14 protein-coding genes are annotated in these 14,756 nt (G+C 59.5%); 8 read left to right on the top strand and 6 right to left on the bottom strand.

Annotation, left to right across the window (positions count from 1 at the left end):
- Positions 1-79: 79 nt before the first annotated feature.
- Positions 80-1,855: a glyoxylate carboligase gene (gene gcl, locus AB1286_RS02575; protein WP_430361785.1), complete on the bottom strand. Its 1,776-nt coding sequence runs from the start codon at positions 1,853-1,855 to the stop codon at positions 80-82.
- A 177-nt stretch (positions 1,856-2,032) separates the two neighbouring features.
- On the opposite strand from gcl, the gene AB1286_RS02570 reads away from it, so the two are divergent.
- From AB1286_RS02570 to AB1286_RS02540, 7 genes are all read left to right on the top strand, one after another.
- Positions 2,033-2,956, top strand: a complete 924-nt coding sequence (locus AB1286_RS02570) for a LysR family transcriptional regulator (protein WP_430364968.1) — start codon at positions 2,033-2,035, stop codon at positions 2,954-2,956.
- 190 nt (positions 2,957-3,146) lie between these two features.
- Positions 3,147-3,524 carry a 30S ribosomal protein S6 gene (rpsF, locus tag AB1286_RS02565; protein WP_102646935.1) on the top strand — a complete coding sequence of 126 codons (378 nt, stop codon included), beginning with the start codon at positions 3,147-3,149 and terminating at the stop codon, positions 3,522-3,524.
- A gap of 51 nt (positions 3,525-3,575) precedes the next feature.
- Entirely contained in the window at positions 3,576-3,875 is a 300-nt protein-coding gene (gene priB, locus AB1286_RS02560; protein ID WP_116136353.1) for a primosomal replication protein N, read from the top strand.
- A 2-nt stretch (positions 3,876-3,877) separates the two neighbouring features.
- Complete coding sequence (gene rpsR / locus AB1286_RS02555; RefSeq protein WP_018442035.1) at positions 3,878-4,153, top strand: 30S ribosomal protein S18; 276 nt, start codon at positions 3,878-3,880, stop codon at positions 4,151-4,153.
- Positions 4,154-4,180: 27 nt separating this feature from the next.
- Entirely contained in the window at positions 4,181-4,633 is a 453-nt protein-coding gene (gene rplI / locus AB1286_RS02550; protein WP_430361784.1) for a 50S ribosomal protein L9, read from the top strand.
- A gap of 148 nt (positions 4,634-4,781) precedes the next feature.
- Entirely contained in the window at positions 4,782-7,211 is a 2,430-nt protein-coding gene (dnaB, locus tag AB1286_RS02545; RefSeq protein WP_430361783.1) for a replicative DNA helicase, read from the top strand.
- A 454-nt stretch (positions 7,212-7,665) separates the two neighbouring features.
- The gene (locus tag AB1286_RS02540) at positions 7,666-9,165 is read left to right on the top strand and encodes a glycoside hydrolase family 64 protein (protein WP_430361782.1); all 1,500 of its coding nucleotides are present in this window, start codon (positions 7,666-7,668) and stop codon (positions 9,163-9,165) included.
- A 439-nt stretch (positions 9,166-9,604) separates the two neighbouring features.
- On the opposite strand, the gene tnpC is transcribed toward AB1286_RS02540, so the two are convergent.
- The 5 genes from tnpC to AB1286_RS02515 form a co-directional block, all read right to left on the bottom strand.
- Positions 9,605-11,137 carry an IS66 family transposase gene (gene tnpC, locus AB1286_RS02535; RefSeq protein WP_430361781.1) on the bottom strand — a complete coding sequence of 511 codons (1,533 nt, stop codon included), beginning with the start codon at positions 11,135-11,137 and terminating at the stop codon, positions 9,605-9,607.
- A gap of 62 nt (positions 11,138-11,199) precedes the next feature.
- Positions 11,200-11,535 carry an IS66 family insertion sequence element accessory protein TnpB gene (gene tnpB, locus AB1286_RS02530; protein ID WP_430361780.1) on the bottom strand — a complete coding sequence of 112 codons (336 nt, stop codon included), beginning with the start codon at positions 11,533-11,535 and terminating at the stop codon, positions 11,200-11,202.
- Complete coding sequence (gene tnpA, locus AB1286_RS02525; RefSeq protein ID WP_430361779.1) at positions 11,532-11,924, bottom strand: IS66-like element accessory protein TnpA; 393 nt, start codon at positions 11,922-11,924, stop codon at positions 11,532-11,534. Before tnpA ends, tnpB begins: the two co-directional genes overlap by 4 nt.
- Positions 11,925-12,630: 706 nt before the next feature.
- The gene (locus AB1286_RS02520) at positions 12,631-13,089 is read right to left on the bottom strand and encodes a hypothetical protein (RefSeq protein ID WP_430361778.1); all 459 of its coding nucleotides are present in this window, start codon (positions 13,087-13,089) and stop codon (positions 12,631-12,633) included.
- Between the two features lie 29 nt (positions 13,090-13,118).
- Positions 13,119-13,685 carry a hypothetical protein gene (locus tag AB1286_RS02515; RefSeq protein WP_430361777.1) on the bottom strand — a complete coding sequence of 189 codons (567 nt, stop codon included), beginning with the start codon at positions 13,683-13,685 and terminating at the stop codon, positions 13,119-13,121.
- A gap of 182 nt (positions 13,686-13,867) precedes the next feature.
- Between AB1286_RS02515 and AB1286_RS02510 the strand changes: the two genes are divergently transcribed.
- On the top strand, positions 13,868-14,590 hold the full coding sequence (locus tag AB1286_RS02510; RefSeq protein ID WP_430361776.1) for a hypothetical protein: 723 nt from the start codon (positions 13,868-13,870) through the stop codon (positions 14,588-14,590).
- Positions 14,591-14,756 lie beyond the last annotated feature (166 nt).

The following is a 14,756-nucleotide window of genomic DNA, read 5'->3' as shown; positions in this document are numbered from 1 at the left end:
GTCAGGGGAGCGACGATCGCTGCGAGTGCGGCGATCGTCGGGGCGTTCGATATGTCGGGTAAGCAGCACGGCCTACGCGTCAGTCGAGCAGCGAGATCGCCGTCGGCGCGTCGTTGCGCGAATCCGCGAGCGGCTCGAATTCGTTGATGGCGTCGATTTCCGTGCCCATCGCGATGTTCGTGACGCGTTCGAGGATCACTTCGACGACGACCGGCACGCTGAACTCGGCAGCCAAGGCTTGCGCCTTTTGCAACGCGGGCGCGATTTCACCCGGCTCGAACACGCGCAGCGCCTTGCAGCCGAGACCTTCGGCCACGGCCACGTGGTCCACGCCGTAGCCGTTAAGCTCCGGTGCGTTGATGTTCTCGAACGCCAACTGGACGCAGTAATCCATTTCGAAGGCGCGCTGCGCCTGGCGGATCAGCCCGAGGTACGAGTTGTTCACGACGACGTGCACGTAGGGCAGCTTGAACTGTGCGCCGACGGCCAACTCTTCGATCATGAACTGGAAGTCGTAATCGCCCGACAACGCGACGATCGGACGGCTCGGGTCCGCGGCCCGCACGCCGAGCGCGGCGGGGATCGTCCAGCCGAGCGGGCCGGCTTGGCCGCAATTGATCCAGTTGCGCGCCTTATAGACGTGCAGGAACTGCGCGGCGGCGATTTGCGAGAGCCCGATCGTGCTGACGTAGCAGGTATCGCGACCGAAGACTTTGTTCATCTCTTCGTACACGCGCTGGGGCTTGATCGGCACGTTTTCAAAGTGAGTCTTGCGCTGCAAGCTGCGCTTGCGCGCTTGGCAGGCGTCGCTCCAGTCCGAGCGATCCTTGAGCTTGCCTGCGGCCTTCCATTCGCGCGCCACTTCGATAAACAGTTCGAGCGCCGCCTTCGCGTCCGATACGATCCCGAGATCGGGGCCGAACACGCGGCCGATTTGCGTCGGCTCGATGTCCACGTGCACGAATTTGCGTCCCTTCGTGTAGACATCGACGCTGCCCGTGTGGCGATTGGCCCACCGATTGCCGATGCCGAGCACGAAATCGGATTCGAGCAGCGTTGCGTTGCCGTAGCGATGCGACGTCTGCAAGCCGACCATGCCGGCCATCAACGGGTGATCGTCGGCGATGGCTCCCCAGGACATGAGCGTCGGTATGACGGGCACGCCGAGCGTTTCGGCGAATTCGACGAGCAGCGCCTCCGCGCCTGCATTGAGCACGCCGCCGCCCGACACGATCAGCGGACGCTCGGACGCATTGAGCATCTCGAGCGCGGCTTCGATCTGCTTGCGCGTCGCCTTCGGCTTGTAGACCGGCAGCGGCTCGTAGGTGTCGATGTCGAATTCGATTTCGGCGAGCTGCACGTCGATCGGCAGATCGATCAGCACCGGACCGGGACGGCCCGAGCGCATCAAATGGAATGCTTGCTGGAACGCGCGCGGCACGAGCGCCGGTTCGCGCACGGTGACGGCCCACTTGGTGACCGGCTTGGCGATCGATTCGATATCGACGGCTTGGAAGTCTTCCTTATAGAGCCGAGCGCGGGGTGCTTGACCCGTGATAGCGAGAATAGGAATCGAGTCAGCTTGAGCCGAGTAAAGTCCGGTAATCATATCGGTACCGGCAGGACCCGACGTCCCGATGCACACGCCGATGTTGCCGGGTGCGGCGCGCGTATAGCCCTCGGCCATATGGGATGCGCCTTCGACGTGACGAGCGAGGACGTGGCTGATGCCGCCGGCGCGGCGCAGTGCCGAGTAAAACGGGTTGATCGCGGCGCCGGGTACGCCGAACGCCGTCTCGATGCCTTCTTTTTCCAGCACGAGCACGGCTGCGTCGACGGCTCTCATCTTAGGCATGGGTGTCTCCTTTTCCTGTTCGTCCAATGCACAAATAGCGGGTTAGTTGCACTGTAGGACTACGGGAAAGGTTTGATAAGATCGCTTCGGGTTCGGTATTTCGATACAAAAAGTATTGAATCGATGGATGCGAAGCGAGCGGCGCCCACCCGGGCGGCGCCGGGCAAGGACGAGAAGATGGACCGTTTCAAGCAGATCGAAACATTCGTACGCGTGGCCGAGGCGGGCAGCCTGGCTTCGGCGGCGTTGGAAGAAGGCGTGTCGCCCGTGATCCTTGGGCGCCGCATCGACGCACTCGAAAAACGCCTCGGCGTAAAGCTCATGTACCGTTCGACGCGGCGCCTCGTCGTGAGCGAGGCGGGCGCCGCTTTTCTGGAGCGCTGCAAGGGGCTGCTCGCCGATTGGGATCAGGCGGAAAACGAGTTGGCCGCCGGGCGGCAGGCCGTCAGCGGGCACTTGATCGTCTCGGCGCCGGCGGCGTTCGGGCGCAAGCACGTCGCGCCGCTTGCGCCGCCGTTTTTAGCGGATAAGCCCGGGCTGCAAATGTCGTTCAATTTGACCGATCGCGTCGTCGACCTCGTGCGCGAGGGCTACGATTTGTCGATCCGGATCGGCGGGGCGGTGGACCCGAACTTCGTCGCCGTCAAACTCGCGACCAACCGGCGGGTCGTCTGCGGTACGCCCGCGTACTTCGCGCGGCACGGCCGTCCGCGGTCGCTAGAGGATTTGCTCGCGCATAATTGTCTGGCCTTCAATCTTCAGGGCGGACAAAACCGCGGCTGGTACTTTCAGCGCGGCGGCAAGCGCGTGACGATGCGGGTGACCGGCTCGCTCGATTGCAACGACGGCGAACTGTTGCACCGATGGGCATCGGAGGGCCTCGGTCTCGGCTGGCGCTCGACCTGGGAGATTGCCGACCAGCTTGCCCGGGGCGAGCTTCAGACCGTCTTGGACGAATTCGCGTTGCCCGAGTACGACATCCTCGCCGTCTACCCGCAGTTGCGCTACGTGCCGGCGAAGGTACGGTATTTCATCGATTACCTGAAAGAGGTCTATGCGCGCCCAGGCTATTGGGGCGGCATCGCGGAAGAGGCCGATTAGCCGGATACAGGGCGGCGGCGGGCCGAACGCAAGATGCAAATTGCGCTCCCGCGCCCGATCCGCTATACTTTCCGGCTTCTCACTTGCCACACCGGTTGGCTCGATCCGCGCGATCATCCATGGGATTCGGATTCGCGCCCAGGTATCGGGCCATCGACGCCCGGGTGGCTTCAATCCACAAGGAGTGTGTATGCGTCATTACGAAATCGTCTTCGTCGTACACCCCGATCAAAGCGAGCAAGTGCCCGCGATGATCGAGCGGTACAAATCCACGATTACCGCGCGCGGCGGCAATATCCACCGCATCGAAGACTGGGGCCGTCGCCAATTGGCCTACATGATCGAGAAACTCGCGAAGGCTCACTACGTCTGCATGAACATCGAATGCGACCAAGCTACGCTCGAAGAGCTCGAGCACGCATTCAAGTTCAACGACGCCGTGCTGCGTCACCTGATCGTCAAGATGAAGAAGGCCGAAACGGGCCCTTCGCCGATGATGAAGGAAGTGCAGCGCGAAGAAGCCAAGAAGGCAGCTGCCTCGTCGCAGCCGTCCGAAGCGCAGGCTTAACGGTATTCACGGTTTAAGCCACCTGGGTTCCACCGGTTTTTCGCCGCTCTCGTGAACAGGCTGCAACTTACGGCTAGCGTGGTCGAGCGCGAGCCGCTGCGCTATACGCCGGCGGGCGTTCCGATCGCAAGCTGTACGCTGCAACATCGCGGGGAAGTCGTCGAGGCCGGCATCGTCCGGCAAGTTGAATTGACGATGCCCGCCTTGGCCGCGGGTGCCGCTAGCGGGAAGCTCGAAACGTGTGAGATGGGCGTCGAAACGCTCTTCACCGGCTTCCTGGCGAAGAAGAACCGCAACGCGAGAACCTTGGTGTTTCACATCACAGAATTGCAGGACATTGGAAAGGACTGAACATGCCCCGCCCGACTGGTAAGAAATTCGACAAGCGCCGTCAGCAACAAAACCCTCTGTTCAAGCGCAAGAAGTTTTGCCGCTTCACGGCTGCTGGCGTCGAGTACATCGACTACAAAGACATCGAAACGCTGAAGGACTTCATCGGCGAAAACGGCAAGATCACGCCGGCTCGTCTGACGGGTACGAAGGCCCACTATCAACGCCAGCTCGATACGGCGATCAAGCGCGCACGTTTCCTCGCGCTCTTGCCGTACACCGACCTGCACAAGGCCTAATCAGACGACGCGATAAGGAGAATCCGAATGCAAATCATTCTTTTGGAAAAGGTCGTCAACGTCGGCAACCTCGGCGATGTGGTCAAGGTCAAGGACGGCTATGCCCGTAACTTCCTGATCCCGCAAAAGCTCGCACGCCGTGCAACGAAGGCCGCGATCGCTGAATTCGAAGTGCGTCGCGCCGATCTCGAAAAGGCTGCCGCAGAGAAGCTGGCTGCTGCGCAAGCGCAAGGCACGAAGATGGAAGGCCTGACGATCCAGATCGGCCAGAAGGCTGGCGTCGACGGCCGTCTGTTCGGCTCGGTGACGAACGCCGACATCGCTGAAACGCTGACGAAGCAAGGCTTCGCGGTCGAAAAGGCGCAAGTGCGTCTGCCGCAAGGCCCGCTGAAGATGGTCGGCGACCACCCCGTGCAAGTTTCGCTGCATACGGACGTGACGGTCGACGTGACGGTTTCGGTGCTCGGCGAGCACGCTTAAGCCGTACCGCTAGCCGAACCGGGTATCGCCCCGGTTTGGCGCATAGATTGAAGAGGGCAGGAGCCGGAGCGCCGGTTCCTGCCTTTTTTGTTTTGGCCTCGTTTTCGCCGCTGGCGAAGGCCCCGCCATTTCGCGATAATGCCTCCCCATGAACGCACCGACGAACGATCCGCAACTCGAATCGCTGAAAGTCCCGCCGCATTCGATCGAGGCCGAGCAATCGGTGCTCGGTGGCCTGCTGCTGGACAACGCCGCCTGGGATCGCATTGCCGATTTCCTGTCCCAGAGCGACTTCTACCGGTATGACCACAGGATTATTTTCGAGCATATCGGTAAGCTGATCTCGACGACGCGGCCGGCTGACGTCGTGACCGTGTACGAGGCGCTGACCACGTCCGGCAAGGCGGAGGACGTGGGCGGCTTGGCGTATCTGAATGCGCTCGCCCAGAATACGCCGAGCGCCGCGAACATCCGGCGCTACGCGGAAATCGTGCGCGATCGCGCCGTGCTGCGGCGCTTGGTCTCGGTAGCTGACGAGATCTCGGCCGACGCGTTCAATCCGCAGGGCAAGGAAGTGCGGCAACTGCTGGACGAGGCTGAATCGAAAGTGTTTTCGATCGCCGAGGATGGCGCGCGCGGTACGCAGGGCTTTCTCGAAATCGGGCCGTTGCTTACCGAAGTGGTCGAGCGCATCGATACGCTTTACCACACGGCCAATCCGAGCGACGTCACAGGCACGCCGACGGGGTTCGTCGATTTGGACCGGATGACGTCCGGTATGCACGGCGGCGAGCTGATCATCGTTGCCGGACGCCCGTCGATGGGTAAAGCGCAGCCGCTCGACGCGCGAGTCAAGACGCTGACCGGCTGGAAGCGGATGGGCGATCTCGAGCTTGGGGACGCGCTAGCGTCCGTCGATGGTGCTCCCTCGATGGTGACGGGCATCTATCCGCAAGGCGAACGGCAAGCCTATCGCGTAACGTTCTCCGATGGGCGTTCGGCCGAGTGTTGTGACGAACACCTTTGGCGAGTCCATTTTCGCGGGTGGGAGCGTCCGCGTGTTGTCGATACGGCGCAATTGCGGACGCTGCTGACGCGCGAGCGGTACCGGAATCGCTTGTGGATCGATCTGCCGAGCGGCGATTTCGGCCACGCCGAAGCGTTGCCCGTGGACCCTTGGGTGCTCGGCGCGTTGCTGGGCGACGGGGCGATCGGCGGGACGTCGGTGCGCTTTAGCGTCAAAGCCGACGAGACGCTTGCACGGATGCGCGCGCGCGCCGGCGAGAACATGCAGCTTGAGTACGCGGGGCAGTACGACTGGCGCATCAAACGCCGCCCGGCTATGGCCGGCACAGTGCGTCCGAACGTGAACCCGATCAAGCAGGCATTGGAGCGGCTCGATCTGTGGGGGTGCACGAGCTACGACAAATTCATCCCGCGCGCTTATCTGGACGCTGCCAAACCGGCCCGGCTCGATCTGCTGCGTGGTCTGCTCGACACGGACGGGTGGGTCGAGTCGTGGGGCACAGTGCGATATTCGACGGCGAGTGTGCGGCTCGCACGCGATGTGACGGAACTCGTCCGCTCGCTTGGCGGATGGTGCTCGGTATCGCCCAAGAAGACGTGGTTCGTGCGTGACGGCGTACGGCAGGAAGGGGCAACCGCCTACCAATGCACGATTAGCCATCCCGACCCGCAAAGCCTCTTTCTGTTCGAAGGCAAGCGGGAGCGGCTCGAGCGCGGGCGCACGAGGCGCAAAATGCCGGTCGTCGTTTCGATCGAACCTACGCGGCGTACGCAGACGCAATGCATCTCCGTGTCGCACCCGTCGCGGCTTTACGTCACGGACGATTACGTCGTCACGCACAACACCGCATTTTCGATGAACGTCGGCGAATACGTCGCGGTGGAGTACGGATTGCCCGTCGCCGTATTCTCGATGGAAATGCCGGGTACGCAGCTCGTCATGCGGATGCTGGGCTCGGTCGGCCGGCTCGATCAGCACCGGATGCGTACCGGGCGCTTGACCGATGAGGATTGGCCCAAGCTCACGCACGCCGTGCAGAAAATGAGCGAGGCGCAGCTTTTCATCGACGAGACCGGCGGCTTGAACCCGATGGAATTGCGCTCGCGCGCGCGACGCTTGGCACGCCAATGCGGCAAGCTCGGACTCATCATCATCGACTACTTGCAGCTGATGTCGGGCTCGTCCTCGGGCGAGAATCGGGCAACGGAAATCTCCGAAATCTCGCGTTCGCTCAAGGGGCTGGCCAAAGAGCTCGACGTGCCCGTGATCGCGCTCTCGCAGTTGAACCGTAGCTTGGAACAGCGGCCGAACAAGCGGCCCGTGATGTCGGACTTGCGTGAGTCGGGCGCTATCGAACAGGACGCGGACGTGATCTTGTTCATCTATCGGGATGAGGTGTACAACCCCGATAGCCCCGATAAAGGTACGGCCGAGATCATCATCGGTAAGCAGCGTAACGGCCCGATCGGCCCCGTGCGGCTCACGTTCCACGGGCAGTACACGAAGTTCGACAACTTCGCGGGCCCGCAGACCTTCATGGGCGGCGAGTAACCACGCACTGCCGTCCGCGACTACCTCTGCTGCGTTCTCGCTCCCGGTGTGGCCGGGAGCGGGTTTCGCGCGTTCGATTCTTCGGTGCGAAATAAGATCGAATTCCTCCCGATCTCATCGACTACATAAAACAAAAAATACCGCACGGCTTTTCACCTCTCATTTTATTGAGGGGTAGGGTATTTTCCTAAACACACCGTCATTCTGATTTTGATGTTTATAAGCCGCTCGAAACAATCATATAGCCGAAGCGCATACATAAATTCATTGACACCTCTCATTCATACTACTATATTTTCAGCGGCCATATCCCTCGCCAACAGGTTTTTCGAGTGCTCATCAGAAGCACTGCCTCGTATCTGTATTTTTCATATTATCGCGGCATAAGAATCAGGTCGCGATTAATCAGCTCCCGATCGATATCCCCAATCGATTCCACTCAGGAGAAAGAAAGATGAGACGAGAGAAATTCAGGTCGCTGTTCAATATTTGGCTAAAACTTCTTTTCGCCGCTTTGCTGACTAATGCAAGCCTGTCCCAAGCGGCGTCGAACCCGCCGCCATCGTCGGTCGGCAGTTACTCGGTGGTCAACGGGAACACGGTCGCATTCAACGCGTCGGGTGGTGCATGGATCATTTTGCATTATGTAGTCGGTAACAATCCGCAAATGAACGTCGCCATGACGATGTCGGGAACGAATGGGGCGTATTCGGTAACCGGTATTCCGACCGGGAATGTCGTGAACTATGCGTTCACGGTGGGGCAGGCGGACGGCTCCGCATTCGACACGACGTGGGCTCAATTCACGATGGGGGCGGGCGGATCGAGTCCGCCTCAAGGGTCATTTCCCGCGGCGGGAACGACGATCAATCTAGTCAACGGCACCAATGGCGCGTACCCCGATAGTCAGGTGTACTGGACCATAGTGGGTATGGACCCGGCGAATAATAATGCCTATGTCCACGTCAATTGCGCTGGCGCACTCGTTCCAATGAGTGCATCCGATGATTCGGAGCAGGCGAAGAATGGCATCGGCTATGCGAATTATTCGATTCCGCTGTCGCAATGCAACTCGGTCACGATTCCACAAATTACCTCTGCCCGTATGTACCTGAGCCTAGGCAGTACGATGTATCTGCAAGCGGTCGGCAACCCAGTGACGGGCTACACCGGACCGAATATCGACAATCCGACCGATCCGAACATCGACGTGACGTTCGATTTCATCGAGTTCGATATAAACAGCTCGAATTTCTTCGGCAATACGACGCGCGTCGATCAGTTCGGCTTCCCGCTTCAACTGCGGTTGCAGGGCCAAGGCGGGTATGACAAGACCGTGGGCGAAACGGAAACGCGCGCGGCGCTGTTCCAGGAGTTTCAGGCGCAGGTGCCCGCCGCCTTCCAATCGCTGGTTCACGCCCCGTATCGCATCGTTGCGCCGGGGCACGGCGGATTCAGTGCGGGCGGTCCCAACTCGACTTATCTGGACAGCTACATCCAATCGATCTGGAATCAATATACGACGCAAAACCTAACCTTTACCGACGCCCAAGGGACCTTTACGGGGCATGTCGTCAATGGACAGTTCCAGTTCACGGATGGGCAGGGCACGTATTACATCAATGCGATGCCGACGACAGGCGAGGTGCTGCTTGGGAACGGCGTGCTCAATGACGCGAGAAACGCCGCACCGGGTGCGGCTACCGCTAAACAGTTGCAGATCCAGGCGCAATTGTGCGCGGCTCTCAACCGGCACGTTGCGGAGAATCCCGCGTTATGGAGCAGCGCCGGCGCTTTCTATACGACCCAGCCTACCAATTCCTATTCTCAGTTCTGGCATGCCCATGCGATCGGCAATCTCTCATATGGGTTTCCGTACGACGACGTGAGTGGCTTTAGCTCGTCGCTGGTCGGCACCAACCCGACGATCGCGACGGTCAGAGTGGGCTGGTAACGGTCGACATTGGCATCGCGACGAAGACGGTCTTTCGGCGATATCAACAATGAAGGCGCGGACAACAATCGCTGTCCGCGCCTTCGTTTTATGTGCCTTGATGCCTACGAGTCAATAAGGATAGGGGCACCCGGGGGTGGACGGGTCGACATTCGTGATCTGAGCCGCTCCATTGAAATTGCAAAAGCTCGGATTCTGCCCGCCATTCTGGAAGAAGCTGTTCATCGCATAGGAGGCGTGCGCGGCAAGCGTGTTGGGAGAGTAGCACGCACCGCCGGCCTGGATAGGCGCGCAATTCCCCCCTGCGCCGCACGCGTAGTCCAACGCACTCTCAAGGGTAGCCGTGGACGCATTCGGGTTTGCAACGCACCAAATCGCCGAATCCGCCATCGCAGTGTAAGCACCCGGTGAAGGCATCCCGGGCGCAAAGCGCTGGCGATCAAGCTGCGGCAGGTACCCAACGATGCGGTAGAAGCGCGGCGATGTCGTCGGCTCGATGAGTGGGCAATCGATTGAGGACGTCTTTCAGATAGACGTAGGGATCGTGGCCGTTGAGCTGCGCGGATCGAATGAGGCTCATGATCGCCGCAGCGCGTTGTCCGGCGCGCAACGAACCGGCAAACAACCAGTTCGACCGACTGATGGCCCAAGGACGGATCTGGTTCTCGAGCCAGTTGTTATCAATGGGCACGTGCCCGTCGTCCAGATAACGCGTGAACGCCTCCCAACGCCTGAGGCTGTAGTCGAGTGCCCTGGCGATCGCCGATCCCTCAGAGACGAGTTTGCGTTGGGCGAGCATCCATTGATGTAACGCATCGGCGATCGGCCGAGCGCGTTCTTGGCGCACTTCACGTCTGTGATCGGGAGTGAGTTCTGCGACATCGCGCTCGACCGCGTAAAGTTCGCCGTAGTATTTCAGCGCCTGCTCGGCGATTGCACTCTTGTTGCTGGCGTGCAGCTCAAAGAATTTGCGTCTTGCATGGGCAACACATGCGATCTCGGTGATGCCCAACTCGAATCCGGCTTTGTAGCCGCTGTGATCGTCACATACAAGCTTGCCGCGCCAGTTGCCGAGGAACTTGCGAGCATGTTCGCCCGCGCGGCTATCGGCGAACTCGTAGACGACGGCGCGCACGTCGGTGAACTGCGTCGTGGCGTATGCCCATACATACGCGCGCTGTGTCTTTCCTTTGCCGGGAACGAGCATTTGCACCGGCGTCTCGTCGGCGTGCAGCACGTCGTGCTGGAGAAGCACCTCCCGAAGCGCGTCGACCAGCGGCTGCAATCGCACACCGCAAACGCCAACCCACTCGCCCAGCGTTGACTGGGGGATGGCAAGACCCGCGCGTTCAAAGATGCGTTCTTGACGGTACAACGGTAAGTGATCGCCGTACTTCGCGACCAACACCTGGGCGAGCAACCCGACGGTGGCAATGCCCTTGTCGATCACATGGGGCGCAACGGGTGCCTGAATCAGCGTCTCGCATGCCTTGCAGGCCCATTTACCGCGGATGTGACGTTCGACCGTGAACACGCCCGGCGTATAGTCCAGCTTCTCGCTGATGTCCTCGCCGATACGCACGCGCTGGCAACCGCAGGCGCACGTGATGTCGTCGGGTTCATGGTGGATGTCGGTGCGCGGCAAGCGTGCTGGCAACGGCGCACGCTTGGGCTGCTGGCGCTGCTTGTCCTCGGGCGGCTTCGACTTCAACTGCTCGAGCTCGATTTCCAGCGCGGCCAGGTCGGCGTCGATGGCTTCGTTCAGCAAGCTCATCTGCTCGACGTTCAGTTGCTCGCTGCGCTTGCCGAATTGCAGGCGCCTGAGCGTAGCAATCTCGTGCGTGAGCTGGTCGATGCGCGTCTGGCGGTAGCGCAGCTCCCGCTCGTTCTCGCCAACCTGAGCCATCAACTGCGCAGCCAGCGTGCGCAGTTCGTCGGGACTCATAGCGTCGAGATTGGCGGGTAGGTTCATGCGGGCAGTCTGCCAGAACCCACCGCGCCGCGGAAGCAAGCCAGTTTACGGCTTTAGGGACATTACACGACCGTGATCGCGTGATCGTGGGCAAGCGTGCGCCAGGGCAGCCCCATCACCAGCGCCTGCAATTGCTCGGAGTTGAGCGCGGTGGCGATCATCAGGTCCCCATTCGTCCAGATGAACCGCCCCTTGTTCAGACGCCGAGCGGCCAGCCAGATACCCAAGCCGTCATAGACGAGCACCTTCATGCGCGTCGAGTTCTTGTTGGCGAACAAGTACGCGTGATGCGGGCGTGCCGAGCCGAAGACCTTGACGACACGTGCGAGGATCGTCTCGGTGCCGGCGCGCATATCCAGCGGTTCGGTCGCCAGCCAAATCGCCTCGATGCGAATCACCGCAGCCAACCTTGCAACCACGCAGCGCAGTCGCTGGCGGCCGACAATGGCCAACGCACCGTGACCACCGTCGCTCCACGGCGCACTTCCACCTCGATTGCGCCCGGCGCCGGCGCAACGCTCGGCGGCGCCGCGAGTTGTAGCGGAACAAATTCCGCGGGTGACACATTAGTTGAATGACTGGCCTGTGTAGCCCCGTGCCGCTTGGCTTGCCGGGTGATCCATGTGCGAACCAAATTGGCATTGAGACGATAGTGCAGCGCCACCGCCGCGATTGACACGTGCGGCTGCATCGCCGCGCGCATCACTTCCGCCTTGAATTCTTTGCTATGCCGGCGGCGCCGCACCGGCTGCACTGCGACTTCGCGATTCGCTACGAGTTCTTCCATCGTGTACACCTGTCCATTAAAAGTTGTTAATGGACACGATGCTCGCGTCAGAACACTCGAGCTTCAAGGCGACTTTGCCGGGTGCTTACATCGCAGTGACAGGTTCGGCTATTCCTCCTAACACGCTGGCCACAGCGACAGCTACAAACTGTAAGCGAAAGCGTGCGCGTGTCGGAAACATATGTACTCTCCATCTTTGGTGATAATGCGAAACAGCCTAACTCAAATGCGAGGGGAGATGCGTTAGTGAGTTGCTGAGTTTTGAAGGGAGAAGGATGTTTGGAAAGTAATTTTCTTCATATTGATAAATTCCAGATAGATTAATGGGTGGATTTCTTCGTTTGTTTAATTTAAGTAAGCGAGGATCGCGAGAGCTAGGTACTTGGGCGCCGTCTTGGCCTTCAACCCGTCTTCGTTCGCGCACGTGGATCAAGACGGCGCACAGGATCTAGATCGATGGCAAGCGCTGGAGGGCGATGTGCTCAGCAACGTTTTGGGTGTGTTCAATCGGCCGTGCCGCTATGCTAAATCACTTAGAGGAATCACGATGATTTCCCGGTCACTTTTTCGTGCGTTGCAAAAAAATGAAAGGATTTGCATACAAAATCGACGTTTTTGCGGATTGATTTTCATCAATTGTCGTTAAATTAGTTGTGATTGTGTGTAGCATAGTGCTGATATTGCGACCTTCCAGTTCCTTTACGACTCAAAAGGCACGTATGGCGGATATAAAGAGTTGCTCGACAATTCGCAGGGCGGTTCGCTTGGATGGGCGGTTGTGGCCGCGAACGGCGTCGAGGTCAGCGGCACCATGGTAGGCGATGCCGGCTCTCTTCTGGGCGGCGTTGGCGATGGCGGTGGGGATGGTGGCGACGGCGGTGATGGTGGTAGTGGTGGGGATGGTGGCGACGGCGGTGATGGACATGTAGGACTTCAAATCGGGAAGCAGCAGGAGCGCCGCGATATTCCGGCTGCGTCGCTTGGTAGCGCTCGCGACGATCAGCGCGCCAACGATGCCTATCACGGCTCCCAGGAACGCGCCGAGCAAGTCCTGCCAGTGATGAAGTGCCGACAATACCGATCGGTCATGAGATGTCACCTGCGAGCATACCAATTCTGAGGCCGCAGTGATTTTGCAGACGATCGAACCGGGTTCTAGCGTCAAGGTTCGCTCTGAAAGGGAGGGGCCTGAAATTAGGGGCGTGCGCCTCTAGTATATTGCCGTTGGTAGAAGATGGTGCCTGCTTCGTAGTCTCCTACGGCTCCGGGCAATATCCCGACACGTCTTTTCTTGTTGTTAAATTCGAGTAAGAAGCTGGCTGCGCGAATAAGCAGAGTCTCGATTTCTCGTTCGTGCTTTTTCGCTGCAACTACGTAGAATGAAAAGTACGCTAGCTCTAGCTGATTCCGTTTCTTTCGGGCAGCGAGCCTTTGAAAGATGTTCCCGCGCCCTATGTACCGAGGGCAACCCATAGAGTCGTGAGCGATGTATACGCCGTTCGTCGAATGCCCTTGGTCCTTCAAATGTCGGCGAACGTCGTCTAAAGCGTCAAAAGGCAATTTCTCACCGACAATACGGAAGAGGTGTTCCGTACTGGCTGCGGTGGGAGGACGGCCACGTCGCAGCTTGGCTTCCTGCAATTCGCCGTAGTGAATGACCCATTGCGCATCCTGATACATGGCTCTTTCCAACGTGATGCGCTTGGATGCACCCTTGTTCGTAGCCTTCGTTGCGGCTTTTGTTCCGTCCTTTGATTTCACAGTATCCCCGGCTGAGTCGGTCAGTTGCGTCGTGGTTGTTGTTCGCTAGGCCCGGCTATTGAGAAATGGCCGTTCATGCGAGGGTACATGTTATCCGGCCAGCGTGGGAAGTCCACTTCGCAAGGGCGCCTAGTGGCGTGAGTAAGCTAGTATGTCGTATCGAACGCAGAGCGACGGATGCCATGGGCCGATCTACAAAGAACGACAGGAAACAGGCGCAGGAAAGAGCGGTCTTCGAAATGTTCGCGCGTGACTTCGAGCTACCGGAAAGTTCCATCGCGTACGGTGACATGCCGGACGTGGTGATCGACGGGCCGCGAAAGATTGGCATCGAAATTACAGACCTGTACCCCGAAGACGGGGACAATCCCGACAGCGAACAAGCGCAGAAACTGTACCGCGACGCTGTAGCGAAGCAGGCGCAAGCGCTATATAGCGCCGCAAGCGGTCGCCCGATAGAACTTCATTTCGCGTTTAATTTCGAGAAGCCGATACGCAGGGTTGAGACGCTTGCCAAGGCCATCGCGGAACTCGGACGGAGCGTCGAGCATGGGCCGTCTGACGCCATTCCCGACTACGCCTTCGAACACATACCCGAACTCCAATGGGTTTACTGGAACGGTCATGAGTATCCCGACGCCAAATGGCGCATAACGCAAAGCTACGCCGTGCCTTCGCTCGCGTTGCCGCGCATCGAAAAAAACATTGCGGAGAAGACGGAGCAGGCGAAGAAGTACCTTGCGTGCGACGCGTATTGGTTGTTGATGGTTGTGAACTTGTGGAACCCGGCATCCGATCAAGACATTTCTTGGCCGGGAGGGGCGACGGTCTACGCCGGGGCTTTCGAACGAATATTCCTGTACCGAACGCACTTTGCGCCTATTGAAGTGCCGACTTGGCGATGACGTAATCAGACGATCTATCGCGCAGCGACATACCGGAGAATCTGACGCGCTGCACTTGTGGCGGTATCTTCGCCAAAAAGTCAGCCTCCCGGGACCTGGGTTGGAAAACACCGTTGACGGCGATGTGAAGCAGATCGAGCGGGCAGTGGCGCACTATCTCAATAGC

Origin of the sequence: Trinickia sp. NRRL B-1857 (genome assembly GCF_050470685.1) — a bacterium.
GTDB lineage: Bacteria > Pseudomonadota > Gammaproteobacteria > Burkholderiales > Burkholderiaceae > Trinickia.
Note: the sequence above shows the minus strand (reverse complement) of the source record. Positions and strands in the feature narration are given on the sequence as shown.

Excerpts from the sequence above, each read along its gene's own strand:
- gcl (WP_430361785.1), bottom strand. The coding sequence starts at position 1,855 with ATGCCTAAGATGAGAGCCGTCGACGCAGCCGTGCTCGTGCTGGAAAAA.
- AB1286_RS02570 (WP_430364968.1), top strand. The coding sequence starts at position 2,033 with ATGGACCGTTTCAAGCAGATCGAAACATTCGTACGCGTGGCCGAGGCG.
- rpsF (WP_102646935.1), top strand. The coding sequence starts at position 3,147 with ATGCGTCATTACGAAATCGTCTTCGTCGTACACCCCGATCAAAGCGAG.
- rpsR (WP_018442035.1), top strand. The coding sequence starts at position 3,878 with ATGCCCCGCCCGACTGGTAAGAAATTCGACAAGCGCCGTCAGCAACAA.
- rplI (WP_430361784.1), top strand. The coding sequence starts at position 4,181 with ATGCAAATCATTCTTTTGGAAAAGGTCGTCAACGTCGGCAACCTCGGC.
- dnaB (WP_430361783.1), top strand. The coding sequence starts at position 4,782 with ATGAACGCACCGACGAACGATCCGCAACTCGAATCGCTGAAAGTCCCG.
- AB1286_RS02540 (WP_430361782.1), top strand. The coding sequence starts at position 7,666 with ATGAGACGAGAGAAATTCAGGTCGCTGTTCAATATTTGGCTAAAACTT.
- tnpC (WP_430361781.1), bottom strand. The coding sequence starts at position 11,137 with ATGAACCTACCCGCCAATCTCGACGCTATGAGTCCCGACGAACTGCGC.
- tnpA (WP_430361779.1), bottom strand. The coding sequence starts at position 11,924 with ATGGAAGAACTCGTAGCGAATCGCGAAGTCGCAGTGCAGCCGGTGCGG.
- AB1286_RS02510 (WP_430361776.1), top strand. The coding sequence starts at position 13,868 with ATGGGCCGATCTACAAAGAACGACAGGAAACAGGCGCAGGAAAGAGCG.